The organism is Turneriella parva DSM 21527, assembly GCF_000266885.1.
Lineage (GTDB): Bacteria > Spirochaetota > Leptospiria > Turneriellales > Turneriellaceae > Turneriella > Turneriella parva.
Map to the genome: position 1 here is coordinate 1882012 of NC_018020.1, position 26917 is coordinate 1908928.

Consider the following 26917-nt stretch of genomic DNA (forward strand, 5'->3'; position numbering starts at 1 on the left):
CTGTTATTGTTTCATGTTGGTGAGCGACTGCGACAGCCGAATCGAACCTGCACCCAGCACGTTCAGAATCACAGAAATATTCCAGAGCGTCAGCTGCGCCGGCGCCAGTAGTTTCAGAAAGCCGCCCCCGAGCATGAAGGCGACGATTGCGAACGAAAGCAAAACATCGATTGAGTTGCCCAGCTCTTGCCATAGCGGCTTTTCATTGCTCGTCGGTTTTTTGAGAGTCCGCACGACGAGCGAAAGCACGCACGCATCGGTTGCGCGGTGGCGGCTGATGACCAGCGCCAGAAGGTTCGCGACGTTGATCACTAGATCGAGCGCCCCCCAGAAGGTTAGCCACACCTGCCCGAGCGCAATGCCCGCAAGAATTTTGAAGGCGCAGAAAGGCAGGCCGACAGTGATGATTTCGAAGCTGGCGGATAGCACGAGAAAAAAGTACTAAATTTATTGTCAAATAGCACTAAATTCCGTACTTTCTAAGTATGCGAATCGCCCCCATGCAAGAGCTCAAAGAGAATCTGGCGACTCTCGCCGATATCGCTGCACGCGGCGAAACCATCGAAATTACCAAGCACAATAAACCCTTCATTCGTCTCACGCCTGCGACTGCTTTGGGGTTGCATATCGGCCGCAGCGTGGGTAAAGCCCGGCTGAAGGCGGCCGTCGTCAAGAATACCGGCGGCGCGTATCTGAAAATTCTTGCAGCTGATCGTGAATAGAGTTTATCTCGACACCTCTGCGTACCTCGCGGTTCTCTTGGGCGAGAAGCAGGCTGCGTCGGTTACGAAGAAGCTTTCGAACCGCGTACTTTGTTCGAGCACGCTGTTGTTAATAGAAGCTGAGCGCAATCTTGTGCACTTGGTGCGTCTTGAAAAAATCAGCACGCTTGATTTTGAATCGGCATACACACAAATCCGCAAAGACCAGGAGGCTTTCCTTTTGCGTGACTTTACGCCCGATCTATGCCTGACGCGCCACTTTCCGCTGATTAGGACTCCGAAATCAGCCGACATGGTGCACCTGCGTACCGCACAATGGTTTATGAAAAACGGCGGTCTCGAAGAATTTATTTCTCTCGATGAAAACCAACTGCAGGCCGCGCGTGAACTTGGTTTACCCGTGAATTAGTGAAGTTCTGAGAATGTCATGCGCGGCGAGTTTCTCCTCCGCGCACCTCCGTGCCCTTTGTGGTTTATGAAGAATTTCAGAGCTTCAGCGATTTCTCGAGAATCGCAATCTCTTCGAGCACGCGCGGTACAATCTCCGATTCGGCAATTTTGCCTTTGCTTTCGCCTTTGACATAGAGAATCGCCGAGCCTGCACCGGCAGAAATTCCGATATCCGCCTCTTTAGATTCGCCGGGGCCGTTGACGAGGCAACCCATGACCGCAACCTTCAGCGGTGTCTTGATATGCGCGACCGCTTCTTCGACTTCTTTGGCGATGCGAAAGAGGTCGACCTCAAGGCGGCCGCAAGTCGGGCATGAGATGAGCGTTACGCCAAAACTCACGAGGCCGAGCGAGCGCAGAATTTCGCGGCCGACCTTTACCTCTTCAGTGCCATCAGTCGTGAGGCTGACACGAATGGTGTCGCCGATACCTTCAGACAAGAGGCCGCCGATGCCGATCGATGACTTGATCGTGCCCTGCCAGCTTGTGCCTGCTTCGGTGACGCCGAGGTGAAACGGGTAGTCGCACAATTTCGCGAGTTTGCGGTAAGCCTCCATCATCATAAAAACGTCGCTCGATTTGAGCGAGACAATCACGTCGTCGAAGTTGTGCTCGTTACAGATTTCGATGTGCCTGAGCGCAGATTCGACCATACCGTCAGAAGTGGGATATCCCACTTTGCGCATGATATCTTTCTCGAGTGAGCCTGCGTTCACGCCGATACGAATCGGAATGCCGTTATCTTTGCAGGCGCGCAGCACTTCTGAGACTTTGTCTTTGTTGCCGATGTTGCCGGGGTTAATACGAATCTTGTCGACGCCGCTTTTCACGGCAATCAGCGCGAGTTTGTGCTGAAAGTGTATGTCGGCGACGAGGGGAATATGAATATTCTCTTTGATCTTCTTTAAAGCATGCGCCGCGTCTTCGTCGTTCGCAGTGCAGCGCACGACCTGGCACCCGGCCTCTTCGTAGCGCAGAATCTGTTCGACTGTTGATTTCCAGTCGGCGGTTTTCGTCTTCGTCATCGACTGTACCGGCACCGGGTGGCCAGACCCGATAGGCACACCGGCCATCATTACGGTGCGGGTTTTGCGGCGCTCGACTTTGTCGTGCACTTCAGCGCTGCCGATTTCTGCGGGCGTCGGCCCGTCGAATTCATTGGGAGCAGATTTTTCCGGAGCCGTCATGGGGCCGGGTGCGTCTCTCAATCAGGCTGAAAAGAGCTTTCCGGGTTATCGTGTCCCGTTCGTGGTAATTGGCTGCGGGCGGCAGGTCTAAATACAGCTGCCATCGCCGTTGTTATCAAAGTGAAAGCGAAGTCACTCGCCATTGCCATTATTGCGCTCTGCGGCACCGCCAGCACCGGCGCGGTTCAGGTCGATGACGGGTTTAGCCAGAGCGCCTTGAGCCGGGTCGAAATTCTGGTGACCGACAAGGCGCTCACGCTTTTGCAGATACAGAAGTTGAAGTTCTCACAACCTGCTGCATCACAGATAGGCCTTAGGGCCACCGAATCTGTCTGGCTGCGATTGCCCGTCGAATCAGCCGCAGCTGTGAAGGTACCACTCGTCGCCCGCTATGAGTTTCCATGGACAGACCGCGCCGAGTTCTTTGTCGTCAGAGAAAACGGCGAAGTCATCTCATCATCACTGGGGGGAGACACGGTCAAAGGGCGGCGTACCGAGCGCCTGCCGTTGGTGCGCTTCGAGCTGCAGCCGCAGGAAAGGCTGACTGTGTATCTGAAAGTCACCACGGTTGCCCGCGCAGCCGCGCAGATCAATCTTTACAGACGTGAATCTCTCTCCCCGCGTGTTTTCGCCGAGCTGCTCGCGCAAGGTGCCTTTGTCGGTGTCGTGTGCATGCTGCTCATCTTTCATCTGAATATGTACATCGCCACGCGCGACGCGATGCTACGCAGTTATCTCGGCTATATTTTGACTGTGTCTCTCTTCATGCCGCTGCGCAGCGGTATTTTGCCGCAATTTCTGTTTGGTGAGTATGCCCACCTCAGCGACATGGTCTGGGTCATTTTGGTCAGTGCGACTTATTTCACCGGTGTGAGTTCGGCGCGGGCGTTGCTCTCGCTGAAAACCACAGACCCACGCGCCGACCGCCTGCTCTCTGTTCTGCAGGTACTCACGCTTACACCTGCGCTGGTTCTGTTCGTCGGCAGGCGTGAAGCATTCATTGCTGAAAACATCGCCGCGCTTTTTGTCGGGCCGCCACTGCTCGTGCTGGGCTTAATGCATGTGTTTCAGAAGCGCCAGCATGCGCTCTATTTCGTCGTTGGCTTTAGCGTACCGATCATTGCCGCGATCGCCGATAACCTGGTCGAAGCCGGGGTTTTGCCCGCTTTCGCATTGCGAAACGAAATGTTGCCCGCGGCGATGCTCTTTGAGTTCTTGCTCTTCGCGCAGATCATCTATCGCAAGCTCGCCGATTCAGAGACCGCGCGGGTCAGAGACCACGAAAGACTGACCCGCTTTCGCTCAGAACTGGCGTTTGCGAGTGCAATTCAAAAAAGCCTGTTGCCGCCGCTTGCGCAGACATTCGGCCGCATCGAAGTGCGCGCCGCTTACCGCTCTGAAAAAGCTGTTGGTAACGATTACTTTGATGTTCTCGAAGCCGGCAAAAACAGCATCGGGGTGCTGCTTACCGATGCCGGTGCTGGCAGGGCCTCGTCACTCGCTGCCGCGCTCGATGTCTCTGCGGTGCGCATGGCATTTCGCAATAGTTTTTCAGCCGGCGCAGAACCTGATGTCGTGATGCAGCGCATGTTCGCGATGCTCGAGCCGGTGACGAAGTCGCGCCCGGTGGCCGCAACATACGTCACGCTCAACACTGACACGGGTTTCGTGCGAGGGTACTTGCATATGAATCCGGTGCCGGTGGTTGTGCGCGCAGGCGGCGCGCGTGAGGCGATATTTTCAGATAATGAGGATATCCCCCTTACTCAGAAATTTGACCTGCAGCTGCGCCCCGGCGACACATTGGTTCTGGCGACGACCGGCATCGCGCGGCGCATTAACCTCGTTCGTGACAGACTGCACCCCCGCGAACGCGTCGACAAGATGCAGCAACGGCCGCGTCTGAGTGCGGCGCGAACCAAGCGGCGCGCGCGCGACGACATGACTCTCATTACACTGCATTACGCCGAGGCTCAGAGTTGAAGGCTGCTTCGTTCGCGTTCACGTTCTTGCTGGCGATCGCGGGCCTTGCGGCTGCCGACCAGCCGAGGCTGCACATCGACGGCGCCTTTCAGGTGAAAGACGCAGCGGGTTATTTGTACTTTCGTCTCACGCAGCAAGATATCGAAGGCGTCATGCAGCCTGAAAGCGCCTGGTTGCCGCTTACCGCGCCGGTTGTGCAAGAGCGTTTTTCGGGCGACCGGCTTTGGCTCAGGATTTCGCTGGTGAATGACAAAAACTTTCCCGCAAATCTGGTGTTGGTGGCCGGTGAAGCGCGCACCGACAAGACACATTTCTATCTCTACCAGGCAGGTAGTCTGCAGAGTGCGCACGCGGGGGGCGACCTTATAACGCGCAACTCACGGCCCGACTTTCTGGCGGCCCGCTTCGCGTTCACTCTGGCACCCAATTCAGAGGCGCAGATATTTGTGTTGGTTGAAAATCCGGTTGATCTTGCTGCCGATTTTACCCTGCTGCGCGATTCTGCTTTCGCCGAGTTCGGTGGACGCACCTATCTCATTCAGGGAATTTTCTTCGGCGCGATCATGGTGTTGCTGCTGTTTTATGGCGCGATCTATCTGTCGAAGCGCTCGCGTATTGTCGCGGCGTATTTCTGGTATCTGGTCGCCGCCGGTGTTTTTTTCGCGGCGCGCACGGGGCTGTTGTACCAACATGTCGGCTACCTGTCTGCCGAAATCATGAACGTGCTCGTTGCGCCGTTGCCCGGTGTCATCTATGCGGCAGGCATTCGCTTCACGCGCGCCTTTCTCGAACTTGCGCGCGGGTCAACAAGCGACAAGATTCTGCGCACCGCCCAGTATGTTGCGCTTGTACCCGTGCCATTGGCCTTTGTTTCACGGCATTTAACGCGTGATGCCTGCGATTGGCTTTCGCTTATTCTCGGCCCGGGGTTGCTGCTGTATGTCTGGCTGATTCGCCGGGAAGCCCGAAAGTCGAACCTCTTTTTGCTCGGGTGGTGCTGGCCTATTCTGGTTTCGCTGCTGCAATACACTGGGTTTGACAGCTCTTATCTCTTGCGCAATGTGTTGCTGCAGGCGGCGATGCTGGTCGAGTTCGTACTCTTTGCGATATTTGTCGGCCGTGACATCAGCCGCTTTGAGATCGAGCGCAGCCAGCAGAGTGTCAATTTACTGATGCTGCAAGAAGACCTTGAACAGGCGCGCCGCGTTCATGAAACACTGCTTCCCGTCGGCACACCCGATTTCGCCGGCCTCGCAATCGCTCAGCTCTACCGGCCCATGAGCGAGCTCGGCGGCGACTATTACGATTGGTTCAGACTGAGCGAACAACGCACCGTGCTGATCGTTGCCGACGTGACCGGGCACGGTCTGCCGGCCGCTCTCGATGCCGCCGTGGTGCACATTGCCTTTCAGACAGCCGTGGTTGAGGCAGATGACGCTGCGGCAATTCTGTCGGCGATGAATGCAAGATTGATCGCGCAGGGTATCGACCGCTGTGTCAGCGCCGTCTGTGCAGTTTACGATCACGCGACCAAAACTTGCGAAATTGCACTCGCAGGGCACCCCCAGGCGATCGTTGTCAGCGGTAATCGTGCGCTGCCCGTCGGCGAATATGGCCCGCTACTCGGGTTCACGCATCACAGCGAATATATATCTTCGCGAGTGAGCCTGCGCGCAGGTGACCGGTTGTTTCTTTGCACCGACGGGGCTTATGAAATTCCCGAGTCTGAGGCAGACGACGAACATATACAATTTGCCGAGATGCTGGCGTCAAAATCGCACCTGCCGCTGGCCGCAGCACTCGAAGCCACACTCGAACATTTCGACGCGCTCAGACAGAACAAGAGCTCAGACGATGTGACGTTGTTGGGCGCCGAGGTGAAATAGCCGCTGCAAGCTGCAGTGCCCTGTAGCAATTGGCAGCTGCGATGCACGAGAGCGACCCTACAGCTTATTGCAACCGAGCCGGTGGCCAAAGCATCTAATTCGCATGACATCCACCAAAGCCGGCGAAGATGCTGGCGCGGGCTTTCACCGCGGTCTTAGAGAAGCGGTTTTCAGTTTTCTGAAAACCAAGTCATTGAACCCAATCGACGAATCGGGCCTTTTGCGCAAGGCAATCATTAACTACACGATGTGGTTTACGCTTTATGCAGCGTATCTCTTCGTCGGCGCACAATATGGCTGGTATGCGCTGCTACTAGTGCTACCGCTCGCTTTTGCGATGCTCTGCATTGTGCTGTCAGTGATGCACGACGGCAGCCATGGCGCGTTCAGCAATTCACGCTTCATCAACTCGCTTGCCTCTTACAGTCTTGCTTTCGCCGGTGGCAGCCCGATTCTGTGGCGGCAGCTGCACGTGCGCGCGCACCACGACAACACGAATGTCATCGGTCACGATCAGGATTTCGAATCGGGTGGGCTTATTCGCCTGCACCCGGCGCAGGCTCAACACAAGGCACACCGCTTTCAGCATCTTTACGCGTGGTTTCTGTATATGGGCCACAGCATCCGTTGGATATGGTTTGACGACATTAAGGATTACTTCACCAACCGGTGGCCGGTCAGCCCTACTGAGCGTAAAACCCTGCTCACAGAAATTGTTCTCGCAAAGGCATGGCATGCCGCAAGTTATCTGATTGTACCCGCGCTGGTGACGGGCAGCTGGCAGCTCGCGATCGTATTTTATCTCGCGCACTGGATGATACTCAGCGTCGCGCTGATTCTGGTCTTCGCCATGGCGCACCTGACACACGTACAAGAAATGCCTGCGTCGACCGCCGAAGGCAAACAAGACTGGGCACTGCACCAGCTCGCAACCACGGTAGACTTCGCGACCGAGAACCGCCTGCTCTCATGGATAGTCGGGGGCTTAAACTTTCAGATCGAGCACCATATCTTTCCGAAAATTTCGCACACGCGCTATAAACTCATTCAACCTGTGGTCAAAGAATATTGTGCAAAGCACGGTGTTCGCTACTTTGAGTATCCGACGTTTGCTTCAGTGCTCGGCGGCCATTACAGGCATCTCAAAACCCTCGGCCAGCCGGCTTAGTACGAACCGCACCGGCAGGCTTCGTCTGCCGTGGTCATGCATTTTAACAGCGGGCCGAATTGTCTTTGCGGCGTGTTTCAGTATTGTTTTACATCCTTAATTCATGCTATACGAGAAGTCGACCGACACTCTCATAAAAAATCTTCGCTGTTACATCACTGACCGCCCGGGTTACCTCGGCAAGCTGCTCACCACAATCGGCATGCACGGCGGCAATATCGGTGACCTGCGTCTCATTAAACGCGCTGGCCTCAACAACCTGCGCGAAATCGAACTCTACGTGCGCGACCAGGCGCACATGCAAGACATTCTGCATGCGGTCGGTGAACTCGACGGCATTCAGGTCGATTCGGTTTCAGACGCCGTGCTCGATCTGCACCGCGGCGGCAAGATCGAGATGCGCAGCATTGTTCCAGTCGAAAGCGCGGGGGATGTCAGACGAATCTATACGCCGGGTGTGGCGGCGGTCTGCCGCGCCATTCAACAAGACCCTGACCTGATGTACGAATACACATATGTCAAAAACACCGTCGCGATTGTCACCAATGGCACCGCGATTCTCGGGCTCGGCGATATCGGTGTGCGCGCCGGCATGCCTGTCATGGAAGGCAAGGCGGTGCTGTTCTCAAAACTCGTCGGCATCAACGGCATTCCGATTCTCGTTGATTCGAAAGATATTCAAACCTGTATCGAGACGATCGTCAACATCGCGCCCTCGTTCGGTGCGATCAAGCTCGAAGACTTTCGCGCGCCCGAATGTTTTGCGATTGAAGAGGCCCTCATGCAACGGCTCGAGATGCCGATTATGCACGACGACCAGCACGGCACGGCGACCGTCGTGTTGGCGGCGCTGCTGAACGCGACGCGTTATGTGGGTGACGATTTGCGCGTGCTGAGCGTGGGCATTGTCGGGCTCGGGGCTGCCGGTAATGGTATTGCGCGTTTGCTCAAGAGTTTCGGTGTGCAGACGATCTATGGCGCCGATATCAATGAAGACGCTAAAAACCGCCTCGCAGAAATGGGCGGCACACCGCTACCGCTCGCAGATCTCATGCGCGAAGCCCAGGTGGTAGTTACCACAACCGGTGTACCCAACCTCATTAAACCCGAGATGGTTCGGCCGCGCCAGATAATTCTCGCGCTCTCAAACCCCGACCCTGAGATAAAGCCTGAAGCGGCGATAGAAGCCGGTGCGGCCTTTGCCGCAGATGGCCGCGGGGTAAATAATGCCCTTGCGTTTCCCGGTATCTTTAAAGGCGCATTGCAGGCCCGCGCGTCGCGCATCAACAACCGCATGAAAATCGCAGCGGCGTATGCCATTGCCTCGCTTGCAAACAGCGACCGCAAAGAGCTGGTGCCCGCGCTCTTGAACACTGAAGTGCACCAGAGGGTGACCGAAGCTGTCGAGCGCGCTGCGCTCGAATCGGGTGCGGTGAAGAAACTCAGCGAAATGTAAATAACGGGCGGTGCCAAAGAACTGAAAGACAGCATCGTCGCTGCTTTTCAGTTCTTTGGTATTGATCGCTTGCCAATGCCAAAAAACTGCACGGAACGTTTGGCGAAGCAGATTTTTTCGCGGGTGAAATATTCGCCCGTTTCGCCACAACCCTCGTTGACGGGTATCGTATGCCCCATCGAGTTGAGGGTATAACTTTCGACGACGGTTTGCCCGGCGCGGTTCTTTATTTTGACCTGCTTGATATTGCCGGGCAGTGAAACGCGCAGCCTGCGTGGCGAGCGCAGCCGATGAACTTTCAGCCATTGGTCGAATGCATCTTGTAACCGGCTAAAGGCGACATTCTTGTCACGTTTGCCGTGCCATATGCTCGCCCGCGGCCAGCTCTTGGGGCGCTTTCCCCTCACTGCCGGGGGGGCAGGTGTCTTGTGTATGCACTCGAAAAAATGCGCGATGCCTGAGTGGTCGGTTTCGCAGCGATATCCCCCCGCGCCGATTGCCGAAACCGCGGCGAAAGTTCGCGGATACGTCGCCGCCAGAATCTGCGCCAGCTGCCCGCCCGATGAAAACCCGGTGACAAACACCTCTTTGCGCGAAATCGGAAAATTCGCGAGCATATAGTGCACCATCTGCATGACTGATTGAACCTCGCGCCGTTCGAGTGTTGCTGCGCCTTGAATCTGGTGGTTGAAGCAGAGGTTACGGTTATTCTCAGCGCGTTGCTCGGGATAGATCACGAAAAAACCGTATTCATCGGCGAGCTCGTTGAAGCCCGCGTTCGAGAATTGTTTTGCCGAGCCGCCGCAGCCGTGCAGCGCGACGACCAGAGCCGTCTTGCCGACCGGTAAAGATTGCGGAGTGTAGAGATGCAGAACGAGCTTGCCTGGGTTGGTATCAAAGTTTTCAATGATCGAAAGCCCGGGCAGGGCGAGAGATGCCGGTTCTGTTTCATTTTCATTTGTTTGCGCATCCAGGCGAAAGGCAAAGAGCGAAAGAATGCAGAAGTGCAAAGTTGATCGCGCGCGACGCGGCATGCTGGTGACAATTTGACACCCCGCGACAGCAAATCAATTAAGTTGCTAATTATTTAGTACCGCTCAGCGAAAAAGAATGCTTCTTGACTTTGCCCTTGTTCCAGTAAGAGCTCACCGTTGCGACCGCTTCTTGGTCAGGGACAGAAAATGCAACCCGCTCACCGAATTCACGTGTTTCGAATCGCCAAACAGCAGAACCTCTATTTTGTTCGAGCCGGCACGCAACCTTGCCGCCTGAAAAGCCCATGCCATCTGCGAGGCCCGGGCAATATTGAAATGACCAACTGCGCCCGGGCTCGACCGCGATTGCTTTGAATTCAGACCCGATGCCCTCGTGTTGGCAGATGAGCGTTATGGGGGCCGATGAGTTGTTCGTCACGCTCCAGCAGCTTTGGTCTAGGGTATTGTGGCAGTTCGCAAATTCATGCGCAAAGGAGGATCTTGTCATTGCCAGAAACAGCGCGGCTATGGCGACCGCAACGAGTGCTCTAGGTGCTTTCATGGCGTTTAGACTGCTGCGCGCTGGACAAAGTTCATTTTTCTGTGCGGCGGGGCGTGGCCCACACAAACGTACGATTTTCAGTACTTACAAAATCCCCCTGTTTTTCGAACATTGCGATCGTCTATCGCGTCAAAACTTTATGAAGAAATTACAGCACCTCGCGGTCGTTCTGCTTGTGACCGCGGGGGGCGGTTGCCGAGACCACAACCTCAGAGACTCAGCGGGTAACGCGCTGAAAAACCGCTGGCTTTACGCGTCGGCCGACGGTATCGCCAAAATCGAAAATTTTGAACCAACTCTGACAATGAACGCAGGCGAGATCAGCGGTTACACGGGGTGCAACCATCTACGGGGCGATTTTGAGACCTCGGGAAATACGATCAAAATTCGCCAGAAGCTGAAAACATCGATGCCGTGCCGGTCGCAGGCTGCCGTCGCCGCCGAGCTCGCGTTCGAAAATCTGCTGCAGTTAGTGGTACGATACGAAGTTGAAGCAGGGGTGCTTCGCCTCATTACCGCCGATGGCAAAAAGCTCGTTATGCATGCGTACGTACCCGCGCCCCGCGCAGCGCTCACCGGCACCGAGTGGAAAATGCTGAGCGCTGCCATGATGCCGGGCGCAGTCGGCACTTCAGAAATGATTCAGGCGCACCGGGCCCGGTTCGAGGGCAGCCGGTTTCGTCTGCGCCAGAGCTGCTATGAAATCACGGCAGACTATTCGGCAAACGAGACTACCGTGCGCTTCGCGAACGTGCAGTTAAAACAGCAGGCGTGCAAAGAGCGTCGGGAGGCCGATTTTACTCTGCAATACCTCGAACCCATGTTCGCAAAAATCGATCGGTACACGATCAGCGAACGCCGGCTGAGCCTTTTCGCGGGCGAAAAATTTCAACTCGATTTCGACGCTAAACCATGACGCGGGCACCTTGGCGCGGGCCGGCAAAACCACTAGACCGGGTGAATCGTGCATCAGATATGCAGTCATGAAGAAGTTATATATCCTCATCAATATCGCGGCGGTCGCGTTCGTCGCCTGCAAAGAGCAGCCGAAGCCCGTCACCACGCACGCGGCGGCTGTAGTGTTTGTCGTCGGTAGCGACGCAAGAATATTCACAGCCAAGGGTGAAAGCAAAGCTGTCAAGGGCGCGATTTTGCACGAAGCCGACAAAGTACAGACGGGAAAAAAGTCTCAGGTAGACCTGCTGCTACCCAATAACATCTTAATCCGCATCGACCAGAACTCGACCGTTGAAATGAAAGAATTCAGACTCGGTGAGGGCGGCATACAGACTGACCGCCTGATGCTGCAGCGCGGCACCGTGTTTGCGAAAGTGGCCAAGCTCGATAAAAAGTCTGCTTTCGCAATTCAGACCCCGACAATCGTCGCGGGCGTACGGGGTACGCAGTTCATGACCGAGGCCGATGAAAACGGCACCGGCAAAGTTGCAGTGATCGAAGGCAAGGTGGCGGTTGAATCAGCGAAGACCGGCACGACCGAAGAAGTTACCGAAGGCGAGCAGGTGCAGCTGAATGACAGCGGTAACCTTGTCGAAAGTAAAATGGACGAAGCGACAGCTGCGAAAACCAATGCGCTCTCTGCTGTAGCCAAGATCAAAGACCAGGATCTACAGAACTTTCAGAATATTCTGGGCGACCAGCAGAAGCTGCTCGATAAAGCGGGCGGCGCCGACAAACTCAAAGGCATGATGGATGACAGCGATAAGCGTATTCAAGACCAGAAAGACATGACCAAAGAAAAGGTCGAGGGTCTTAAAGGCCAGACCGACACCAAAATTCAGGATATGAAAGCATCGACCGAAGGCAAAGTTCAGCAGAGCACAGAAAAGGTCGATTCGATGAAATCAGACACGCAGAACAAGATTGATTCGATGAAGGGCGGCAACTCGATCGATGAAATGAAGAAAAAACAGCAAGAGATGCTGAAAAAATTTCCGTAAATGAAGCAGTTCTGCAAGGTGATGAAGCCCTGCAGAACGCAATTTTTGCATGAGTTTTTCCGATCATTTTTCCACACAGTCAGTTGCCTACGCTGAGTTCAGGCCGCATTACCCTGAAGAAATTTTTGATTGGCTGGCAGGCCAGTGCAGAGAGCACAATCTTTGTTGGGATGCAGCGACCGGTAACGGCCAGGCGGCTGAAGCTCTCGCCGGGCATTTTGCCCGCGTCTATGCATCAGATGGCAGCGCTTCACAGATTGCCGCTGCAAGAAAAACAGCCAATATCGAATACGCTGTTGAGGTTGCCGAAAAGACGCAGCTCACGACAGAGAGCTGCGATCTCGTCACTGTTGCCCAGGCGTACCATTGGTTTGACCACGCAAAGTTTCACGCCGAAGTCTCTCGCGTTCTGAAGCCTTCAGGCGTGCTCGCGGTCTGGGGGTATGGCCTGCACGAGGTTACGCCGCAGGTCGATGCTGTCACGCGCGAATATTACCATGATGTAGTCGGTGCATATTGGCCGGCCGAACGGCGCCATGTAGAAAATCACTACGCAGGCATAGCGTTTCCTTTTGCCGAAATACCAACACCGCAGTGGCAGATTCGCGCCGAATATTCATTGCCCGAACTTCTGGGTTATCTCGAATCGTGGTCGGCGACGCAGCGCTATCGCAAAGAAAATTCTAAAGACCCGTTGGTTTTGGTAAAAACCAAGCTTGCCGCGGTCTGGGGTGACGTGAAAACCCGCAGCGTAAGCTGGCCGATTTTTATGCGCGTGGGGCGTAAGGAGAGTTCAGGTCGGTAAATTTTACCCCTCAACGGTGCAGCTCGCTGCAACCATGCGCAGGTATTCTTCGTGCCTGAAGGGTTTCAGCATAAAGCCGAAAGCACCCGCGTCGATGGCGCCGGCCTTCATCGCCGAGCCGTCATCGGCCGAGAGTACAATGACCTCGGGGCGAATTTCTGCGGGCATGCCACGCAGCGCCTTCAAAACGGTGATGCCATCGGTATCGGGTAGCGTCAGATCGAGAACCACAGCAGCGGGTTTTATGAGCGTGGCACTCTCAAGGCCACCGAGGCCTGTTTCTGCGTGTTCAACCGTGTAGCCCGCCTTCTCAAGCAGCGCTTTTTGCAGCATCGCAATCGGCGCGCTGTCTTCAATAATCAGTATCTGTTTATGCGATGATGCCATAGCGCCGCCCGGTGCGGCGTCGAATCAACCACAGCTATGCGGGCGCGTAAAGCCTAAATCAGCCGGCCTCTGCCCACCAGCGGTTTTTGAGGGGCAAAAGTTTAATCAGAATATAGGCCCAAAAGAAAGCAGAGAACAGTGTCATGATTTCAATTGAATACTGTTTCAGCACGCCGAGCGCGCCGAAAGCAAAGGCGGCTGTGAGCACGAAAGAGAGCCCGCGCCGGCCTTCACGGCGCAGCAGCACCGAAGCGGGCAGGCCAGCCATACCCAGAAACAGCCATTTGATGCGGGTGAACACGATCAGCTGCGGCAGGTGCGGCTCGGCAAGCGACTGCGTGCCGGCTTCAATGATGTTGAAGATCGCGAGATTTTCAACTACGTCGCCGACTGCCGTCACTGCGACCAAAGCAATTGAGAGATAAATCCACCCTTTTGCTGCACCATGCCGATGAATCAGCAGAAGATTCAAAAACAGGTATGCGAGTGAATAGACCGTGATGTAGCCGAAATCGAGCCAGGTGCCGAGAAAAAACGCCGCGCGCGATTTTTGCCCAGCTTCGCTTTGCGGGTCGCCGAGAATATCCCAGATTTCTTGCGTTGTCCAGGCAAGTTCGAGGCCAACGACCGGTAGGTTAAGGCCGGGCTGCATTGCATTCACAGGTTTCGGGGGGTGAACGATTGCGAGTACGACCGACAAGACCAGAAGCGCCACGACGCTCGCGAAGAGCGCTGTGCGCAGGCGGCTGTTATTCATCATGCGTGAAGATCATGCGGCCCTTTACCCCGGCAAGGTTTTTATGGGGCAACTAACCGGGGTTGCACTCTTGTTCTTTCTGTTAACCAAACGGTTAAATTTTTTGGTCTTTTGTTTGGCGGTGCATTACATTGCTTGGGTAAACTCTATGAAAACACGTCTCTTTACCCTCGTTCTGCTATGGAATTCCATAGCTGGACTCAGCGCCGAAGATGCGCCGGCCCAGCCGCCCGCCGCGGCACCTGCAGCTGTTCCCGAAAAATCGGCCGAAGCTAGCTTCACAATCGGTGGGGTCAATCTTACAATTCAAGACGCGATCAACATCGTGCTCGAGAAAAACCTGACGCTGCAGTCTGCCAAATATGACGTTGTCATGAGCGACACAAATGCGCGCAAACTCGATAAAAAGTTTGCCCCCATCGTCAGCGCAGAAGGGCAGCATCTGGGTTTCAGCGATTCGCCGCTTTCGTCAGCCAGCCGCGGATATCAATACAACGGCTATCTCGGTATTTCAAAGCTCTTTGCCACCGGTACAACGGTCGGCGGCGGTTATCGTTACCAACAGCTGCACAGCGAAGCCTCCAATGGCTTTTTGGGGCTGCCAATCAATCAACCGGCAACGACAAGTACCTTCAATGGTTACTTCATCAATGTGCAGCAAGAGTTACTCAAAAACTCGTTCGGTTATGCCGACCGCAAGCAAGAAAAAATCGCGAACAAACAGGCCGAAGGCCAGCGTGCTTACACCGTGAATCTTTTGTCAGGGCTTGTCGTGCAGGCGCTCACAGACTACTGGCAGGTGACGATTCAGAAATCTGCTCTCGAAAACGCCCGCCTCGAAGAGAAGTCAAACCGCCAGGTGCGCGCGATCGTCGCGCGTAACGTCAGCTATGGCCTTGGTGAAACTTACGACCTCAACAATTACAATGCGCGCGTCGCCATGTCGACGGCGAAGGTTTCCATGACCGAGCAGAGCCTCAAGAACGCGACGCGAAAACTGCTACGCACCGTGAACATGCCCGTCGACACGAAAGTCGAAGGTATCACGAACCTTGTTGAAACTCTGCCGAGCCTTGACGCGAACGCTGCGCTCAAAGCTGCAATGGAAAAAAGGGTGGATTTCAAAAACGCCAAAATCGAAAACGAGGTTGCAGAGATGCAGACCGATCTTTATGGCAATCAGGCACTGCCGTCGCTGACGGCTTATTTTAACTATGTCTCTCAGGGCACGAACCAGTTTATTCAGTTTCCCGGTTTCCCGGCGGCGGGTTCGCTGCAGAGCCCGCAGTGGCAGGTAGGCGTGAAGGCGAGTTATCCCCTTTGGGATGACGAAATCAAGGTCAACCAGCGCAACGCGGGCATGCAGCTGACGCAGAGCCGCATCAAACTACAGAACCTGGAACAAGAAATTCGCGACGACGTGCTCACCCGCCTCGAGAACGTTCGCCTGAACTTTGAAGTTTTTCAGACGAGCCGCACCGCGCGAAAAGAATCAGAGGCTTTTTACAACAGAATGCTCGCGCGCACGCGTACGGGCAAACTCAACTTTCAGCTCGTGGGGCAGGCTCTCGAGAGCATGGTCGCCAGCCGCCAGAAAGAGCTCGAGGCGCTTGTGAACTACAATATCGCGTTGCTGCAGTTTGATCTGGCGAAGAACGAAATTTTCGAGCGCTATAACATTGACGTCGAAAAGATTCTGGCAAAGGTAAAATAATGGGCTCGGGTCTGCACCTGCGGCTGGCACGCATTGTGCTACCCATAGTTGACGGGCAGTAGCCAAAGGGAATTATGTCACATGCATACGCTGGTTAAATATTTTCGCACGATGCCGCCGGTCGCGCTCATCGGTGCGAGCAATGATTCGACCAAGTATGGTAACATCATTTTCAAAGACCTGAAATCAAAAGGTTACACCGTTTACCCGATTAACCCGAAGGCAACATCGATCGAAGGTGTGCCCGCTTTGAAGAGTCTTGAAGAGTTGAAAGAAAAAACACAGGTCGATTTACTCGTGTTTGTGATACCTCCTAAACTGACGCTCGAGAGTCTGCACAAGGCAAAAGAGCTGGGTTACAAGAAAGTCTGGCTGCAACCCGGTGCGGCTGACGCGGCCGTTGCCGAATACCTCGACATGCACGACTTTCAGTACATCATCGGCGCGTGCGTCATGGTCGAGAGCCGTGATCTTGTCGCGGTGAGTTAATTACCCCGGTACACCGGTAGGTTTAGATCAAACCATGCTCGGCTATCTCAAAACGCTCACTTTCATTCTTTTTATGCTGTCGCTCGGCTTTACCTGGCGATACGAATACTGGCTGCTCTACCACCTCTCATTTGGCGCGTTGGTTGTGCTGGCGCTTTTTATCGGCTTCACATTTGTCGTCGGTTTCTATCTTAAAGATTCAACCAATGCAGCGCTGAACGCGATTGGCAAAGTTTACGAAACTCTGTTTCAATACACCGCACTGGCGCAGGGTGTGTTCTACACGACGCTGGTCTTCTATGTCGTTGGCACGACCGTGAATGGCGATATGCCGCTGCCAGATTTTGACCGCCAGTTCATGTTCGACTGGATGTACGGTTCAGGTTTCGCAACGCTGCTTGTATATGTCTCTCTGCTCGCGATGTTGCTGTTTTTTCAAAAGCTTTCGCCGCAGGGCTATCTGCTTGCGGCATTTATCGCAGCGGTCGGCGCCGCGCTGCCCATTTACTTTTTTGCAGCGGAAAATCAGGTGAGAAGTCTGCACGCCAATTATGGCGGATTTTTCACCTACTCGTTTATCTTCTCGCATCTGGCGCTCTCTGCGGCGGGCATGTACTCGATGGTCTTGATCGGCAAACAAAAGAAGCAGAAACGTTAGGTATCTTTCATCGGGCAGGGTATGTATTGCCCGCCCAATGAAATAGGTTGCTCGAATCACTGGTACTTCGGCATAGGTTCAATATGTTAACGCGCCGTTTCGTCCATGTCTGCGCAATCATCGTACTTACAGGCCCGCTTTGGTCTCAATCTGCTGACCAGACGACGGTTTGCCCGAAAGAGAAACTCACAAAAATTATCAAAGGTAGTGAAGTTGGCTCGATCGATTACACCGACAGCTACGACAATGCCATGGCGCTGAAAGAACTCAAAATTTCGCCGGTAGGTTCTGAGCAGCGGTTTGCCGTAATGCAATCGACGAAGAGCTTCGGCGAGAAGTTTCCCGAAAAGACAAAAGAGCTGATCAATCGCTTTATCAATTCAGGCGAGCCGCATTTTGCGATCATCTATGACTGCCCAACCGCACAAATCGTCGATGTGAAAATGTACGCCGATTATTGGGGAGCTGAAACCATGCCGGTTTCTGAAGGCCAAGAGCTTCGTGTGGCAGGTCTTTACGCGATCGGCAAAAAATACCGGGGCCAGAAACTCCCTAAGGCTGCGATCAAGGCAATAGCGAACGAATACCGTAAGACTCTGCAGAACATCTTTCAAACCAAAAATATCAGGGCAAAGGCCAGCTGATCGCCACTCTCTTTCATTGAGGAGGACCCTCACTACCACCCGGCTCGATGAGCTTCGCCATTGCTCCGCAGCGGGCGCCAGCCGGTTTCGGTGACACGCCCTTTAGGGCGCAGGATTATAAATCTTGAAATACACTTTCAGAGCCGCGGATAGAACAGCACACGCTGGTTACCATTATCGGCTACATAGAGGCCATCAGGTGCCACATGTAGCCCCAGAGGCGAGCTCAGGCTAGTGGCAGAAACGCCGCCATTGTTGGAGGCACTATCTGTCATATTCGGCTGCCCGAAAACCTGCGTCGCGGTTGTCGAAGTACCCGGATAAAACAACACCCGGTTATTGCCGCTGTCAGAAATATAAACTCCATAGGGATCAGATTTCACAAACCAAGGATTATTTAAGGTATTCGCGCCCGCTGCTCCCCCTCGATTGACGCCTCCGTTCGTCGTTAGGTCAACCTGACCGTAAACGCGAGTAGCGACCGTCGATGTGCCAGGGTAATAGAGCACGCGGTGATTGCTGACATCAGCAACATAAACCCCAGTACCGTCGGCGTGAATACCTCTCGGCGCATTGAGACTGCTCGCAGAAAAACCACCGGCATTTGGTCCGCCGGCGGTTGTTGCGTTTACCTGGCCGTACACGCGTGTAGCTGTCGTCGAAGTGCCTGAATAAAAGAGCACTCGGTGATTACCGTTGTCGACGATATAGACTCCCGTCGCATCGGATGCTACACCTTGCGGGTTACTCAAACCGTCTGCAGTGGTCGTCGCAGTTCCGCTGGTGAACAGCCCACCCTGGCCATAGACCCGCGTGGCCGTTGTGGATGTGCCGGCAAAGAAGAGAATGCGGTGGCCACCTAGGTCCGTAACGAAAACCCCGGTCATGTCGGTATACACGCCGCAAACATTACCGGCGAATGTCGTGTCAGAAAGACCGGTTGCGGTGGCCATATAATTGGCCTGCCCATAGACCCGCGACGCTGTGGTTGAGATGCCGGGAAAATACATCACTCGCTGGTTGTTTTGGTCGGCGACATAAAGGCCTGTGCCGTCGTTGCTCACATCACATGGGCTGCTGAACGTCGTCTGCGTCGTGCTGCCTGCATTCGCGGTGGTCATATTCGGTTGTCCATAGACTATGCTAGCCATGGTATCAATTTCGCCGGTTCCCGGGGGAGGGCCACCGCCAACACCGGGGCCAAAAAACCCCGTCGTGTTCCAGAGTTGCTCGGCTGTGTGAGAGGTGACAACATACATGTCGTCGCTTAATCCATCATTCGCGCTGAAGAGCACCAGATCACCTTCAGCAGATGAGCTGAAAAAGCTGTTAATCGTCGTGAGCTGAAGCCCGCTGGATGCGAGCGCGAGCTCGAGATTTACAACGGGCCCAACGATGGCGTCTTTGGTACTGGCCGTCGTTCCAAATTGGCCCATGACGAAATAGGCATCGGTGTAACCGCTGTTCGCTTCACGCACGCCGACGGCAGACGAAGCGTTGTTGAGGCCCGGCAGCGCTGTTGCACCCGAACTCGTGCCGATTTCAAACGCGTTATTGCTGCCATCGAGAACGATCAGCTTCTGACCCGCAGCCTCGACGCCAATCGGAGTAGAAGTTACGTGCGCTGAGTTTGCGATGTTCGCTATGGTCACTTCACCCGTGGTTGCGTTGAGCGACGTCGAACACTCGAGGTTTGCGCCTGATTTGACACATACCGTGACCTGGCTGCCGTTAATCGTCGCAGCGAATTTCGCCTGTTGGGCAGTCCCAGGCCCGGCATTTACACCGTCACGGAGCGCAACCGGCGAATTAAAAAATGGCAAATTGACGCCATCGAAGGCTGTTATCGATCTCGAGATGAATATGTAGTGGAGGCCGGCCGTGCAGGTAGCTTCTGGATTGCATGCCCGGTTTGAACCGAAGACCAGGTACAGAAAATTGTCAGCGCCGAGTAAAAGGTGCGGGTTGTATTCGTCGGTATTTGGGCTGGAAATAGGCGCCCCCCCAGCCAGACGCAGAGAGAGTTTGGTCTTTACGCGCGAGTCGACCGCAGTGGGCCCCTTCGCACATTGGCTGGCAGCCGACACTATCAGCAATATCGCCGAAAGTTGAATGAATTGTCTAACGGTCATGTATACCCTACCCGATAAGGTACTAGACGCTGGCAATTACTATATTACGACAACGAAGTACAAAAATCCTGCGCAAATCACTGCTAACAGGTTCCTTTTCAGAAACCTGTTAGACCCTAAGTACCTGATTAATCAGCGTGCCGAGCATGCCGTCGTGGGTCGTGATCGCGCGCTGGTTCGCTTCGTACATACGCTGCACTTCAATCATGTTGACCATTTCGGTGACGATGTTGACGTTCGATGCTTCGAGAAAGCCTTGCAAAATTTCAGGAGCTTTAACCTGATCAACCGGACGCATGTCACCCGATTCAGGGGTGGTGTTGTAAAATGACTGGCCCACTTTGTCGAGGTGGCGCGGGTGATCTACGGTGCGAATCTGCAGCGTGTCGAGCAGCACCGGGTTCTCCCATTGGTTTACGTCTTTCGAGGTGAAGTTCTTCGGGTCGTTGCCGACCGCCTGGTTGATCCAGACTTCGCCGTTTGTCTTGATAATGTAGTTGTTATGGTTTACTTGAATAGGACCTTTTTCCCCCATCAGCGGAAAGCCATCGGGTGTGACCAGCATGCCGTTGCGGTCGAGAATGAAGGCACCGCTGCGTGTCAGCCTTGGGCCTGCCTGCGACTGCACCACGAAGAAGCCGTCACCGTTGATGGCCACGTCTTGGTCGCGTTCAGTGCGCTTCAGTGCGCCCTGATCAAAACGCGTGAAGATTTCGTTTACCTCAGAGCCCGTGCCGAGTTTGCCGACGAGCGGCGATATGTCAAAGCCCCCCATCGGTACCCAGCCCACGCCGTCGTCACGCGTGCGGTGAATTAACACTTCGGGGTTGGCTCTGAAGATCGTGACATCCTCTTTAAACGCGGTTTTGTCGACGTTTGCGAGATTATTCGCGACCGTATCCATTTTAACCTGCATCGCGGTCATGCCCGATGCGCCTGTGTAAATACCCCTGAGCATGTTAGAATATCGTGAGGATTTAGCAAAGTGCTGAGACATAATTTGCCCCGGGCAAGATTATGTCACATCAGTAGCTATGGATTTTCGCAGCTGATTCAGCCAATTATTTTCGGGCCGCCCAGCCACGCCGGCCACAATGAATTTCGTTTGACAGAGCCCCGCTTATAGCAATTGCCTGACCACCGTGTGGTTTCAGCGAAATTTTAGTTCTGTAGCCATTTGTTCGGTCGCGCTTGCCTTTCTCGGCTGCTCTGCAGATAACCTGCTCGATACAACGGTGCGCGAAAGTATCGCCGCGCGCCAGGGTGCGGTGATAAGCAACGTTCAGATAACCAACGCCTTTACCAGCACTGCATCGACAAAAAATACGGCGACGATTGCGTTCGATCTGAGCGAAAAGGGAAAGTATTCGATCGTCGCCGGTGCGTGTGAATCGGGTTCTGAGCTCGTTGCCAAATCAAACAGCGAGGCCGGCGCTGTGAGCGTTTCTATATCCGCATCATCGCTTTCGTCTGGCGCCAATAGCCTCAAGATCTGTTATTGGGAACCCGTGCGCGGTCTGCTTTCAGATTCGTATACGGTGGTGTTGAACCGCGATGATACAGCACCGACGATTGTTTCGTCAACCCCTGCTGACAATGCGGTGCGCGCCGATACCGATACGAATATCACGATTGTTTTTTCTGAACCGGTAGTTCTGCCGGGCGACACGGCGACGGGCATTGCCGTCAGCAATAATCAGGGCAACGTTGCGGGCGTGGCGACGCTGAACGCCAGCGGTGAAACACTCACGTTTCAGCCGACAGTTGCTTTCGGCTATACGAAGAATATTGAAGTGCAGATTCTCGCTGGCATTACCGACCGAGCCGGCAATGCTGTCACGGCCGCAACGCGGCGTTTTGCCACGCGCTTCACAATTCAGGCGGGCACGCTCGGCTCAGACATGGCGACAGCCCTCGCGCTCGATAGCAGCGATAATATCTATGTTGTGGGCACGGCCGAGGGCAGCCTCAACGGCGAGCCATACCAAACCGGTGCGCGCGATGCATTTCTCGTAAAATATGATTCGTATGGGCAGCGCACGTTCACGCGCATGATCAGCAGTTCGAGCACGCTGAGCTCAGGAAACGATAGTTTTCAGGCAGTGCTGGTCGATACGTCGGGTAACATTTTTACCGCAGGCCTGTCGTTCGGTTCGACGACGATCACATTCGACGGTATCACCAAGTTCGGCAGTAACGATGCGTTTCTGATGAAATACGCGAGCGACGGTACGAAATTGTCGACGCACCTCGTCGGTTCAACGAGTACCGATTCGGGTGAAGTGCTCGTGAGCGATGCATCGGGCAACATCTATCTGATCGGCATGGCACGGGCGGGTTCGTCAATTGACGGGCAGGCTTTTACCGGCAGCGACGATATTCTCATACAAAAGTTTGACTCAACCGGCACGAAACTATTCACAAAACTCATCGGCACCACTGCAAGCGACAGCGTGACCACCGCGCTGGTCGACAGTTCGGGTAATCTTTATATTGGCGGCAATTCGCAGGGGGCATTCGTTGGCACGAATATTGATGGCAACTCAGATATGTTTCTGATAAAGTTCGACAGCAGTGGCAACGAACTCTGGCGGCGCCAGATCAATAATTCAGGTCTTGAAAACGTGCGCGAGATGGTGTTCGACAACAGCGGCAATCTTTGGCTCTGCGGTTATGCGACGCAGGCATTCGATGGCAATGCGACCTTTGGCAATAACGACATGATTCTGACGAAGTACCAGAGTGATGGCACAAAACTTTTCAGCCGCCAGTTTGGTACGGCCTTTTCTGACAGCTGCGAAGCGATCACGAGGGATACCAGCGGTAACCTCTATATTGCCGGCAGCACATCTGGCGATTTTGTCGGCACCAACAGCGATGTGACGCATTCGACCTCTGACATCGTTCTCGCGCGCATCGATCTGAACGGCAATCTTATCTGGCAAAAACAATACGGCGGTTCAGCCAACGACGATGTATTCGCGCTGAAGATTAATTCTCGCAGCGAGATATTTGTGACAGGTCGCACCACCTCGAATCTTGACGGCAATACGCTGCTCTCGGCTTCAAAGTTTGATTTCTTTCTGATGAAATTCGATATCTCGGGAAACCTGCAGTAACTTGTTACCAGCGACAAAAATTCGCGCATCAGCCATCGCTGTGCTCTTCTGCATGATAATGCCCGCGAGTATTGCGGCGAATATGCCAGAAATACCGCGGTTTGAGCCGACACCGGGCGTGTCGGCGGGCCAAACGCTGCTGCACGGTGTTTTCGGCGATTTTTACAAGCCCGCGCCCGAATTTGCGCTCAGGGCTTTCATGCCAGTCGGTCTCGCCAATCTCTTTCTCATGCCCGAAGCGCGCTACGGTTCGTTCACGCTCAAGACTTCAGAGGCTTCGAGACTCAATAGTTATAGTTTCTTCATGCCCATCGGCGCCTACTTGCCCTTATTCAGGGGGATTTTCCCTTTTCTGGCGGTGGGGCCTGAATTTGGTTATTTCACCGTGATCGCCACGGCGAGCGCGCAAGAATCATCGACCTATCGCCTTCGGCCCGCGGCGCGCGCCGGGGTTTTTATTCCAGTGACGTATTTTGCATTTCTCGACATTGCGGTGCAGTCATCTTATACACAGCTTTCGCAAGAGAGTTTTGTCGCAACCACGTTCAGTGCCGGCATTACGGTGAGTTATCCCACCTGGAGGCGCAATGAAGAAGCCGTCAGCCGCGCGCTTGCGGAGCAAAGCCGGCAACAGAAGATTCAGGGTGAAGTCGATGCACTCGAACGTCAGGGTAAGGCCCTCTTGGCCGAAGAGAAGTTCGACGAGGCCGAACAGAAGTTTCGCGAGATTCTGGCGCTGAAACCCGGTGACAAAGAAGCGCGCCGGCAGGTCGATGCTGCGAGGGCGATGCCGCTCTTGCGTGAAGCGCGCGCCTATCGTGAGGAAGGCAAAGGGCTCTCTGCGATTCGCAGTTACGAAAAAGCAGCTGCGGCCTTAGAAGAAGCGCGCACCGAGCTCGCCGAATACCGGCAACAGCTGAAGCCAACGGTGCCGGCGCTCTCGCAATCTGCGGTTCAAGCCTACGATGCGGCGCAATATGCCAATGCGATCTTGATGCTCGAAAAGGTCTTAGCGATCGACCCCGAGAACGAGACAGCCAAACTCTACCTGCCACGGGCGCGCAACCGCCAGCGTGCAGTTGAAAAACTGCGCTAGCAGTTTTCTGAAAAGAAACCTGCTAACTTTCGGCAGTGTAATCAATCAGCACGAAAGTGACATCGTCGTCAAAGTACTCGGGGTTGTGTTCGCGCAGCTCTTTCATAAGGCTGTCTGCCATTTCTTCGCTGTCGAGCTGCGTTGTTTTGAGAATGATATCCCGCAGCCGGTTATAGCCAAACTCATGACCCGCGCGCGACCGGTTCTCGACAACGCCGTCGGTGACCTGCAGCAGGCGAATTCCCGATTCGAGGCTGTCTTCGCCTTCTTCATGCTGAATCTCGGGAAATACGCCCAGAAAGCTGCCCCGCGTTTTGCGTTCTTGAATCGTGCCTGAGGGGCGCGACACGAAATACAGCGGGGGGTGACCTGCGCTGGCGTGCAGAACCTTGCGCCCTTTGAAATCGATGAAATAGTAACTCGCCGTCACAAAGTGGTTGTCGACCTTATCGCAAAGAATCTGGTTGAGCGCCGTTAGCATTTTACCTGGTCGGGGAGCCAGATGGCGGTTGAGTGAGAATGCCATCTTGACCATGCTCGCAATGAGCGCCGCGGGTATTCCATGCCCCGATACATCGGCGATCAGCACGCCCAGGCCTTCTTCGTGTTCGACAAAATCGTAGAAGTCACCGCCGATTTCGGCCATGGGGTAATAGCGCGCAGCGATGCGAAGCCCCGGCATCTGCGGGTATTTTACCGGCAGCAGAGCCTGCTGAATCTTTTGCGCAACCGAAAGCTCCCGCTGCAGATTTTCGAGCATGTCTTTTTCACGTACCGATTCTTTGAGAGAGATCGCCGTCTTGACCCTTGCGAGCAAAACTTCAGATTCGATCGGTTTGCTGATATAGTCGTTCGCGCCCGCCTCGAAGCCCCGAATCACATCTTCGCTACGGTTCTTGGCCGTGAGCATCAGAATCGGCACTTCATACGAAGTGTATTTATTGCGCAAGATGCGACTGACGTCGTAACCCGACATGCCGGGCATCATCACATCGAGCAGAATGGCGTCGGGCACAGGTTCGTGTTCCATATAGTTGATTGCCTCTTTGCCGCTCTCGGCCACGGTCACTTTGTAGCCGACGAGCGACAGCTGGTTGACGAGCACCTGCAGGTTGACGGGTTCGTCGTCGACGAGCAGAATGTTGTAACCACGCTTCGTGGGCGTGCCAGCTGTTTCTTTCGGATTTTCTGTCACACGCGCCCGCATTTCATTGGCAATCGATTCTGAAAGCCGCTCGAGCGGTAACGGGGTTGTTTCGGGCAGCCGGGCCGCAGGTGCAGCGGCGACCGAGTTCAGTTCAAACCAGAATTCGCTGCCCTTACCGGGGGTCGAGTTCACATGAATGTGTGTGCCGTGCAATTCGGCGAGCTGTTTGCTGACCGAAAGCCCGAGACCAATGCCGCCATAACGCCGCGTATCCGATGACTCGAGTTGTTCGAATGAGTTGAAGATACGGGACTGGTCTGCGGCGGCGATGCCAATACCGGTATCTTTCACAGCGATTCTGATGACGCCGTTCTGGTGGCTCGCACCGAGTGTTACCTCGCCTTTCTCTGTGAATTTGACCGCGTTGCCGGCGAGGTTATACAATATCTGCGCCAGCCGGTCGCGGTCTGCCATGACCATCGGCAGGTCGTCAGGCGCTTCAAGTCTGAACGCCAGGTGTTTGGCCTCTGCACCAGGCTGCATCAGCGTTTTAACTTCGTCGAGCAGCTGCCGCAGATCGACCGGCATCGGTGTAATCGACACCTTGGTATTGCGAAGTTCTGCCACCTGCAGAATTTTATCGACGAGTGCGGCGAGCCGAATGCCGCTCGACCGTATCACCTGAATGTTGCTGCGCAGCGGGGCTGACAGTTCGCCGGTCGCGCCGTCGAGCAGAGTGCCCGAAAGACCAATAATACCATTTAAAGGGGTTTTGAGTTCGTGCGAAGTCACCGCCAGAAAGTCGTCTTTAAGCCTGTCGAGCTCTTTGAGTTCTGCGTTCTTGACCTTTAGTTCGGTCATCGACTGGTCGATCGTTTTCGCCATGCGGTTGAAGGCGCGTGCCAACTGGCCGAGCTCGTCGCCCGAGCTCGTGCTGATCTCGCTGACAGTCGCATTTTTTTCGAGATTCTCAACGCCCTGCATCAGATCGTGCACGGGCTGCGTCACGCGTCGCGCTATAAAGAAGCCCGCGAGCAAGAGCAGTGCAATGACACCTGCAATCGTCGAATACAAGATTGCCCGCAAACGGTAGATGGGCGCAGTCACCTCGGCGAGGCTGTAGACCAATTCGACGGTCAGCGCTGCAGGTTTGCCTGTCGGGCCGACCGATGCAATGAAGCGCAGGCACTTTTCATCATTTGCGCCGCAGTCGACGAGCCCGAAAGGCGAAGAGGCCCACGCAGCGGAGCTGTTTCCGAACACCTCAGGCAGCGGACTGCCCTGTCGGTCAAAGCCCGCGATGATGATTTTGTCGCGTGCAGGTTGCGCTGAAGTTAAATATGCTATGGCAGTGAGCAATCCTTCTTTTTCAAGACCTTTGTAGATCGCGCTGAGCTCGCGCGCGTCGATGCGTGCCGACTTGACTTCGCCCGCATTCATCAGCAGAATATTAAAAACGCTGCGCGCGAAAAGTTTCGCCTGCACGTCGCCGCGGCTCGTTGCAGCCGCAAGGCGTTCTTTCTCTTGCGTGTCGACGATGTAGACAGAGACAGGCAAGACGCCTGCGAGAATAATCGCGGCAAGCAGCAGAGAAATTTTATAGCGAAGGCGCATTGCCACAAG

24 protein-coding genes are annotated in these 26917 nt (G+C 54.6%); 15 read left to right on the plus strand and 9 right to left on the minus strand.

What is annotated here, in order from left to right:
* Positions 1-3: 3 nt before the first annotated feature.
* Entirely contained in the window at positions 4-429 is a 426-nt protein-coding gene (locus TURPA_RS09145) for a hypothetical protein (RefSeq protein WP_014803016.1), read from the minus strand.
* Positions 430-485: 56 nt separating this feature from the next.
* Here TURPA_RS09145 and TURPA_RS09150 point away from each other — a divergent pair, with 56 nt between their 5' ends.
* Together TURPA_RS09150 and TURPA_RS09155 are read left to right on the plus strand one after the other, a co-directional pair.
* Positions 486-722, plus strand: a complete 237-nt coding sequence (locus TURPA_RS09150; protein ID WP_014803017.1) for a type II toxin-antitoxin system Phd/YefM family antitoxin — start codon at positions 486-488, stop codon at positions 720-722.
* Positions 715-1131, plus strand: coding sequence for a type II toxin-antitoxin system VapC family toxin (locus TURPA_RS09155; RefSeq protein WP_014803018.1), 417 nt, complete (start codon positions 715-717; stop codon positions 1129-1131). The genes TURPA_RS09150 and TURPA_RS09155 overlap by 8 nt, the downstream gene beginning before the upstream one ends.
* Before the next feature lie 76 nt (positions 1132-1207).
* Here the strand turns inward: TURPA_RS09155 and ispG are convergent, their stop codons facing one another.
* On the minus strand, positions 1208-2359 hold the full coding sequence (gene ispG / locus TURPA_RS09160) for a flavodoxin-dependent (E)-4-hydroxy-3-methylbut-2-enyl-diphosphate synthase (protein WP_014803019.1): 1152 nt from the start codon (positions 2357-2359) through the stop codon (positions 1208-1210).
* 120 nt (positions 2360-2479) lie between these two features.
* On the opposite strand from ispG, the gene TURPA_RS09165 reads away from it, so the two are divergent.
* From TURPA_RS09165 to TURPA_RS09180, 4 genes are all read left to right on the plus strand, one after another.
* The gene (locus tag TURPA_RS09165; protein ID WP_014803020.1) at positions 2480-4342 is read left to right on the plus strand and encodes a 7TM diverse intracellular signaling domain-containing protein; all 1863 of its coding nucleotides are present in this window, start codon (positions 2480-2482) and stop codon (positions 4340-4342) included.
* A complete protein-coding gene (locus TURPA_RS09170; RefSeq protein WP_014803021.1) occupies positions 4339-6228 on the plus strand; it encodes a SpoIIE family protein phosphatase in 1890 nt (629 codons plus the stop codon). Before TURPA_RS09165 ends, TURPA_RS09170 begins: the two co-directional genes overlap by 4 nt.
* Positions 6229-6331: 103 nt before the next feature.
* Positions 6332-7396, plus strand: a complete 1065-nt coding sequence (locus tag TURPA_RS09175) for a fatty acid desaturase family protein (protein ID WP_014803022.1) — start codon at positions 6332-6334, stop codon at positions 7394-7396.
* A 103-nt stretch (positions 7397-7499) separates the two neighbouring features.
* On the plus strand, positions 7500-8852 hold the full coding sequence (locus TURPA_RS09180; RefSeq protein ID WP_014803023.1) for an NAD-dependent malic enzyme: 1353 nt from the start codon (positions 7500-7502) through the stop codon (positions 8850-8852).
* Between the two features lie 47 nt (positions 8853-8899).
* Here the strand turns inward: TURPA_RS09180 and TURPA_RS09185 are convergent, their stop codons facing one another.
* Positions 8900-9886: an extracellular catalytic domain type 1 short-chain-length polyhydroxyalkanoate depolymerase gene (locus tag TURPA_RS09185; RefSeq protein WP_014803024.1), complete on the minus strand. Its 987-nt coding sequence runs from the start codon at positions 9884-9886 to the stop codon at positions 8900-8902.
* A gap of 49 nt (positions 9887-9935) precedes the next feature.
* Entirely contained in the window at positions 9936-10388 is a 453-nt protein-coding gene (locus TURPA_RS23770) for a hypothetical protein (protein ID WP_014803025.1), read from the minus strand.
* 139 nt (positions 10389-10527) lie between these two features.
* Here TURPA_RS23770 and TURPA_RS09195 point away from each other — a divergent pair, with 139 nt between their 5' ends.
* From TURPA_RS09195 to TURPA_RS09205, 3 genes are all read left to right on the plus strand, one after another.
* Positions 10528-11304, plus strand: a complete 777-nt coding sequence (locus TURPA_RS09195) for an META domain-containing protein (RefSeq protein ID WP_014803026.1) — start codon at positions 10528-10530, stop codon at positions 11302-11304.
* Between the two features lie 67 nt (positions 11305-11371).
* On the plus strand, positions 11372-12346 hold the full coding sequence (locus TURPA_RS21685) for a FecR family protein (protein WP_014803027.1): 975 nt from the start codon (positions 11372-11374) through the stop codon (positions 12344-12346).
* A gap of 49 nt (positions 12347-12395) precedes the next feature.
* Positions 12396-13151, plus strand: coding sequence for a class I SAM-dependent methyltransferase (locus tag TURPA_RS09205; RefSeq protein WP_014803028.1), 756 nt, complete (start codon positions 12396-12398; stop codon positions 13149-13151).
* 3 nt (positions 13152-13154) lie between these two features.
* Here the strand turns inward: TURPA_RS09205 and TURPA_RS09210 are convergent, their stop codons facing one another.
* Together TURPA_RS09210 and TURPA_RS09215 are read right to left on the minus strand one after the other, a co-directional pair.
* A complete protein-coding gene (locus tag TURPA_RS09210; RefSeq protein WP_014803029.1) occupies positions 13155-13538 on the minus strand; it encodes a response regulator transcription factor in 384 nt (127 codons plus the stop codon).
* 58 nt (positions 13539-13596) lie between these two features.
* Positions 13597-14298, minus strand: a complete 702-nt coding sequence (locus TURPA_RS09215; protein ID WP_041948431.1) for a hypothetical protein — start codon at positions 14296-14298, stop codon at positions 13597-13599.
* A gap of 145 nt (positions 14299-14443) precedes the next feature.
* On the opposite strand from TURPA_RS09215, the gene TURPA_RS09220 reads away from it, so the two are divergent.
* From TURPA_RS09220 to TURPA_RS09235, 4 genes are all read left to right on the plus strand, one after another.
* Positions 14444-16009, plus strand: a complete 1566-nt coding sequence (locus tag TURPA_RS09220; protein ID WP_041948432.1) for a TolC family protein — start codon at positions 14444-14446, stop codon at positions 16007-16009.
* Between the two features lie 81 nt (positions 16010-16090).
* A complete protein-coding gene (locus TURPA_RS09225) occupies positions 16091-16498 on the plus strand; it encodes a CoA-binding protein (RefSeq protein WP_014803032.1) in 408 nt (135 codons plus the stop codon).
* A 34-nt stretch (positions 16499-16532) separates the two neighbouring features.
* Positions 16533-17156: a hypothetical protein gene (locus tag TURPA_RS09230; protein ID WP_014803033.1), complete on the plus strand. Its 624-nt coding sequence runs from the start codon at positions 16533-16535 to the stop codon at positions 17154-17156.
* Positions 17157-17239: 83 nt separating this feature from the next.
* A complete protein-coding gene (locus TURPA_RS09235; RefSeq protein WP_014803034.1) occupies positions 17240-17800 on the plus strand; it encodes a hypothetical protein in 561 nt (186 codons plus the stop codon).
* Between the two features lie 137 nt (positions 17801-17937).
* On the opposite strand, the gene TURPA_RS21690 is transcribed toward TURPA_RS09235, so the two are convergent.
* Together TURPA_RS21690 and TURPA_RS09245 are read right to left on the minus strand one after the other, a co-directional pair.
* Positions 17938-19932 (minus strand): NHL repeat-containing protein, encoded by a 1995-nt coding sequence (locus TURPA_RS21690; protein WP_014803035.1) that lies wholly within the window; start codon positions 19930-19932, stop codon positions 17938-17940.
* Positions 19933-20041: 109 nt separating this feature from the next.
* On the minus strand, positions 20042-20890 hold the full coding sequence (locus tag TURPA_RS09245) for a flagellar hook-basal body protein (protein ID WP_014803036.1): 849 nt from the start codon (positions 20888-20890) through the stop codon (positions 20042-20044).
* A gap of 184 nt (positions 20891-21074) precedes the next feature.
* Here TURPA_RS09245 and TURPA_RS09250 point away from each other — a divergent pair, with 184 nt between their 5' ends.
* Complete coding sequence (locus TURPA_RS09250; RefSeq protein WP_014803037.1) at positions 21075-23051, plus strand: SBBP repeat-containing protein; 1977 nt, start codon at positions 21075-21077, stop codon at positions 23049-23051.
* 82 nt (positions 23052-23133) lie between these two features.
* Positions 23134-24147 (plus strand): tetratricopeptide repeat protein, encoded by a 1014-nt coding sequence (locus TURPA_RS09255; protein ID WP_157210453.1) that lies wholly within the window; start codon positions 23134-23136, stop codon positions 24145-24147.
* Between the two features lie 22 nt (positions 24148-24169).
* Here TURPA_RS09255 and TURPA_RS09260 read toward each other — a convergent pair whose 3' ends face one another.
* Positions 24170-26908 (minus strand): SpoIIE family protein phosphatase, encoded by a 2739-nt coding sequence (locus tag TURPA_RS09260; RefSeq protein ID WP_014803039.1) that lies wholly within the window; start codon positions 26906-26908, stop codon positions 24170-24172.
* Between the last annotated feature and the right edge of the window lie 9 nt (positions 26909-26917).